The 3,383-nt window shown below is 65.0% G+C and carries 4 protein-coding genes and 1 pseudogene; 3 read left to right on the top strand and 2 right to left on the bottom strand.

The window, feature by feature from the left end; all coding sequences use genetic code 11:
• The 3 genes and pseudogenes from G3N99_RS36960 to G3N99_RS36950 form a co-directional block, all read left to right on the top strand.
• Positions 1–971: pseudogene (locus tag G3N99_RS36960) on the top strand (chromosome segregation protein SMC); the annotation flags it as partial.
• 130 nt (positions 972–1,101) lie between these two features.
• Positions 1,102–1,626, top strand: a complete 525-nt coding sequence (locus G3N99_RS36955) for an HD domain-containing protein (protein ID WP_021161966.1) — start codon at positions 1,102–1,104, stop codon at positions 1,624–1,626.
• Positions 1,627–1,635: 9 nt separating this feature from the next.
• On the top strand, positions 1,636–2,322 hold the full coding sequence (locus tag G3N99_RS36950; RefSeq protein WP_206124828.1) for a DUF429 domain-containing protein: 687 nt from the start codon (positions 1,636–1,638) through the stop codon (positions 2,320–2,322).
• A 174-nt stretch (positions 2,323–2,496) separates the two neighbouring features.
• Here G3N99_RS36950 and G3N99_RS36945 read toward each other — a convergent pair whose 3' ends face one another.
• Positions 2,497–2,967, bottom strand: coding sequence for a hypothetical protein (locus tag G3N99_RS36945; protein ID WP_027792230.1), 471 nt, complete (start codon positions 2,965–2,967; stop codon positions 2,497–2,499).
• A 220-nt stretch (positions 2,968–3,187) separates the two neighbouring features.
• Positions 3,188–3,383, bottom strand: a 196-nt coding sequence (locus tag G3N99_RS36940; protein WP_206124829.1) for a hypothetical protein, incomplete at its 5' end; no start/stop codon positions are given.

The following is a 3,383-nucleotide window of genomic DNA, read 5'->3' as shown; positions in this document are numbered from 1 at the left end:
CCCGGGAAATTGCGCGTGCGATCGGTCGTGCCGATGAGGCCGTACGGCAGGCCGACGGCAAGGTCGCGGATGCGGCTGCCGCGGTGGCGGGTGCCGATGCACGCATCCAGCCGCTGCTGCAACTGGCCGGCGTAGCGTCGATCGACGCGGCGCTGCCGCTGGCCGAGCGTTCGGATCGCCAGCGCCAGCTTCGGCAGTCGGTCGATGCCGCGCACGAGGCACTGGTGCGTGATGGTGACGGCCTGTCCCGGTCCGCCGTCGAAGCGGAGGTCGCGGGGCAGGACATCGCCGACGTACCGGCCCACCTTGAAGCGGTGAAGCAGTCGCTCGGCGATGTCGGCAAGCGGCTGAACGAGCTTGCACAGCAGCAGGTCGTGGCCGATCAGGCGTTCGGCGCGATCGACGGCCAGGCGAATGCGGCCGTTGCCGAGTCGAAACGGCAGGAAGCGCTGGCGGCGATGGGCGATGCAGCCGAACAGTATCTGGAGGCGGCCACGGCGAGCCGGTTGCTGAAGTGGGCGACGGATCGCTATCGCGACCAGAAGCAGGGGCCGATGCTCAGGCGCGCGGGTGAGATTTTCGCCGGGCTCACGCTGGGTGAATTCGCGCGGCTGACCGTCGATACCGAACGGACGCCGCCCGCACTATATGCACGACGGACGAAGGGCGCATCGGTCGAGGTCGCCGGGTTGAGCGAAGGGACGCGTGACCAGTTGTTCCTCGCGCTGCGGATCGCGGCGCTGGAGCTGCAGCTCGGCAGCCGGACCGCGCTGCCGTTCGTGGCCGACGACCTGTTCATCAACTTCGACGATGCACGCGCGAAGGCCGGCCTCGATGCGCTGCGCGATCTGTCGACGCGAACCCAGGTGCTGTTCCTGACGCACCATGACCACCTGCTGCCGCTCGTGAGGGACGTATTCGGCGCGCGGGTCAACGTGGTCGAGTTGCAGCGCACGCCGGTGGGTGCGTGATGCGGTGCATACGGTGCATGCGGGGAGGCCGGCGCACGGGCAGGGTCATCGCGTACAGGTAGTATGTGCGGTTCCGAAATGCACGCGGCCGGTTCTGTCGGTCGCGGGTCTGGCCACACGAGGGGTGAATATGAAAAAGCTGGTAGCCGCCATTGCGTTCGCGGCGGACAAGCATCGCAATCAGCGACGCAAGGATGAAGAAGCGTCGCCGTACATCAATCATCCGATCGCGCTTGCCGACGTGCTGGCCAACGAGGCCGGCGTCGAGGACGAGCGCGTGATCGTCGCGGCCGTGCTGCACGACACGGTAGAGGATACCGAGACGACCGAGCAGGAATTGCTGCGGCTGTTCGGCAAGGACGTGGCGGACATCGTGATGGAAGTCACCGACGACAAGTCGTTGCCGAAGGAGGAGCGCAAGCGCCTGCAGGTCGAGCATGCGGCGACCATCAGCCGGCGCGCGAAGCTCGTGAAGCTGGCCGACAAGATCTGCAACCTGCGCGACATCGCGCGGCACCCGCCTGCGGACTGGCCGCTCGAACGCAAGCAGGCGTACTTCGACTGGGCGAAGTCGGTCGTCGACCCGATGCGCGGCGTGCATCCCGGCCTCGAAGCGATCTTCGACGCCGCGTACGACGCACGGCCGGCGGACTGAGGCGCCCGCATGCGATTGGCTCGATCCATCGAATCCGCCGCGCGGCAATTGCCGGCCGTGGCGGGAGTCGATGTGGGCGGCGAAAGGAAGCAATGCGATCTCGTGATCCTGCGCGGACAGATGGTCATCTGCCGCGAGGAACGGATCGCACCCGAGGCGGTGCCTGCACTGTGCCTCGCCCATGACGTCGTGGCCGTGGGTGTCGACGCACCGAGCCTGTGGTGGACGGGGAGCGGGCGTCGGGCGGCCGAACAGGCGCTCGCGCGCGAACGGATCTCGTGCTTTCCGACGCCGTCGCGGGAGCAGGCGGTCGCGAGCACGTCAGGCTTCTTCGACTGGATGTTCGTGGGAGAGCGTGTCTACCGCGCGCTCGCGGATGCGTATCCGTTGCTGACCAACCTCCGCTATACAGGCGGACGCACGAGCTTCGAAACCTATCCGTATGCGATTACCTGCGCGATGCTGGGTAGGGACGTCGCATCGGCGAAGCAGAAACGCAACCAGCGCCGGCAATTGCTGGAGCGACTGGGAGTCGACGTGTCGACGCTGAAGTCCGTCGATGCACGCGACGCGACCCTTTGCGCGTTGACGGCGCAATGCGTCATCGACGGGAATGCGCACGCGTATGGCGATGCGGAGGGCGGATATATCCGCGTGCCGATCGTGAGCGAGACGATCGTTCTCGACGCACTGTAGTAGCGTCGCGCATCCCGAGCGAGCGGCGCAGGGAAAAGGTGAGCTTTTGCGGGAGGGGTGTGGCCTGTGTGACGACTAAGGCGTCTCGGGCTGCGACTGTCGGCCGGCAAGCATCGGGATGGCTGGCGCACGCGACATGAAGCCGGTGCGCGATGCGATCCCGGGCGGCGTGACTCAATCCTCGAGGATGGCTTTCGGCACGCTGGACAGGTCGCAGGCTTGTGCCTGTTCGAAGTAGCCTTCGGCATCGTCGATCATTACGACGGCGACGTCGATCAGCTCGTCGAGCCGTTGCAGCAGCGATTCACGCCACTCGATGTCTTCGTCGCGCTCGGGCGTCTTGTCCAGTTGCTCGATGATCGAGTCGGCCGTCTGCAGGAAAGGAATCGCCTGCTGATAGTTTTCGATCGAGACCATCGCTGCGTTGCGCGCGCCGACGAGTCGCTCGCGGTGCTCGTCCGCCAGTTCGGATTCGCCGCTGATCCGCGGCAATACATCCGAGATGCGTTGCAGAAGCGGCGGCGCCTGTTCTTCCAGGATGATGGCGCGCTCGCGCAGCGCTGCATATTCGTCGCGAAGGTCGGCGTCGCCGGGTTGAGTGGTGCTGTCCATCGTGGATATGAGTGCGTGGTTCGGTCGCGGCATGATACTCGACCGCACCCGATTCCTTCGCCATTCCGCGACCACCTATATAGACGGATGAGCGACATACGTCACATCAATGGATGATGGCGCGCATTGCGAAGCGCGGCCCGTCGAGCCCCAAGCCCCCGTGCGCGTCAGCGCACGGGGGCTTTTTCAAATTTATTTCACAAAGGGGCTTGCGTAGTTGGGGGCGGGTGCTTAGAATCACGCCTCTTTCGCGCTAACGGAAACGCGGCGCGGGAGAGGGAAGCAAGGGTGGGTGGTGTGCTGGAGTCTGAAGCGCGCCACTGGCCTGGAAGTTGAGCCCCGCAGTCGCAACGATGTAGTGAAAAAAGTTGTTGACGAAATGCGAAACACGGTTCATAATCTCGCTTCTCTGCTGCTGAAAACGCAGCGCTGCTGAGAAACACGAAGTT

Source organism: Burkholderia sp. Ac-20392, from assembly GCF_017104585.1.
In the GTDB taxonomy this organism is placed as follows: Bacteria; Pseudomonadota; Gammaproteobacteria; order Burkholderiales; family Burkholderiaceae; genus Burkholderia; species Burkholderia lata.
Note: the sequence above shows the minus strand (reverse complement) of the source record. Positions and strands in the feature narration are given on the sequence as shown.

Bases quoted from the DNA above. Each gene is read 5' to 3' on its own strand.
- G3N99_RS36955 (WP_021161966.1), top strand. From the start codon at position 1,102: ATGAAAAAGCTGGTAGCCGCCATTGCGTTCGCGGCGGACAAGCATCGC.
- G3N99_RS36950 (WP_206124828.1), top strand. From the start codon at position 1,636: ATGCGATTGGCTCGATCCATCGAATCCGCCGCGCGGCAATTGCCGGCC.
- G3N99_RS36945 (WP_027792230.1), bottom strand. From the start codon at position 2,967: ATGCCGCGACCGAACCACGCACTCATATCCACGATGGACAGCACCACT.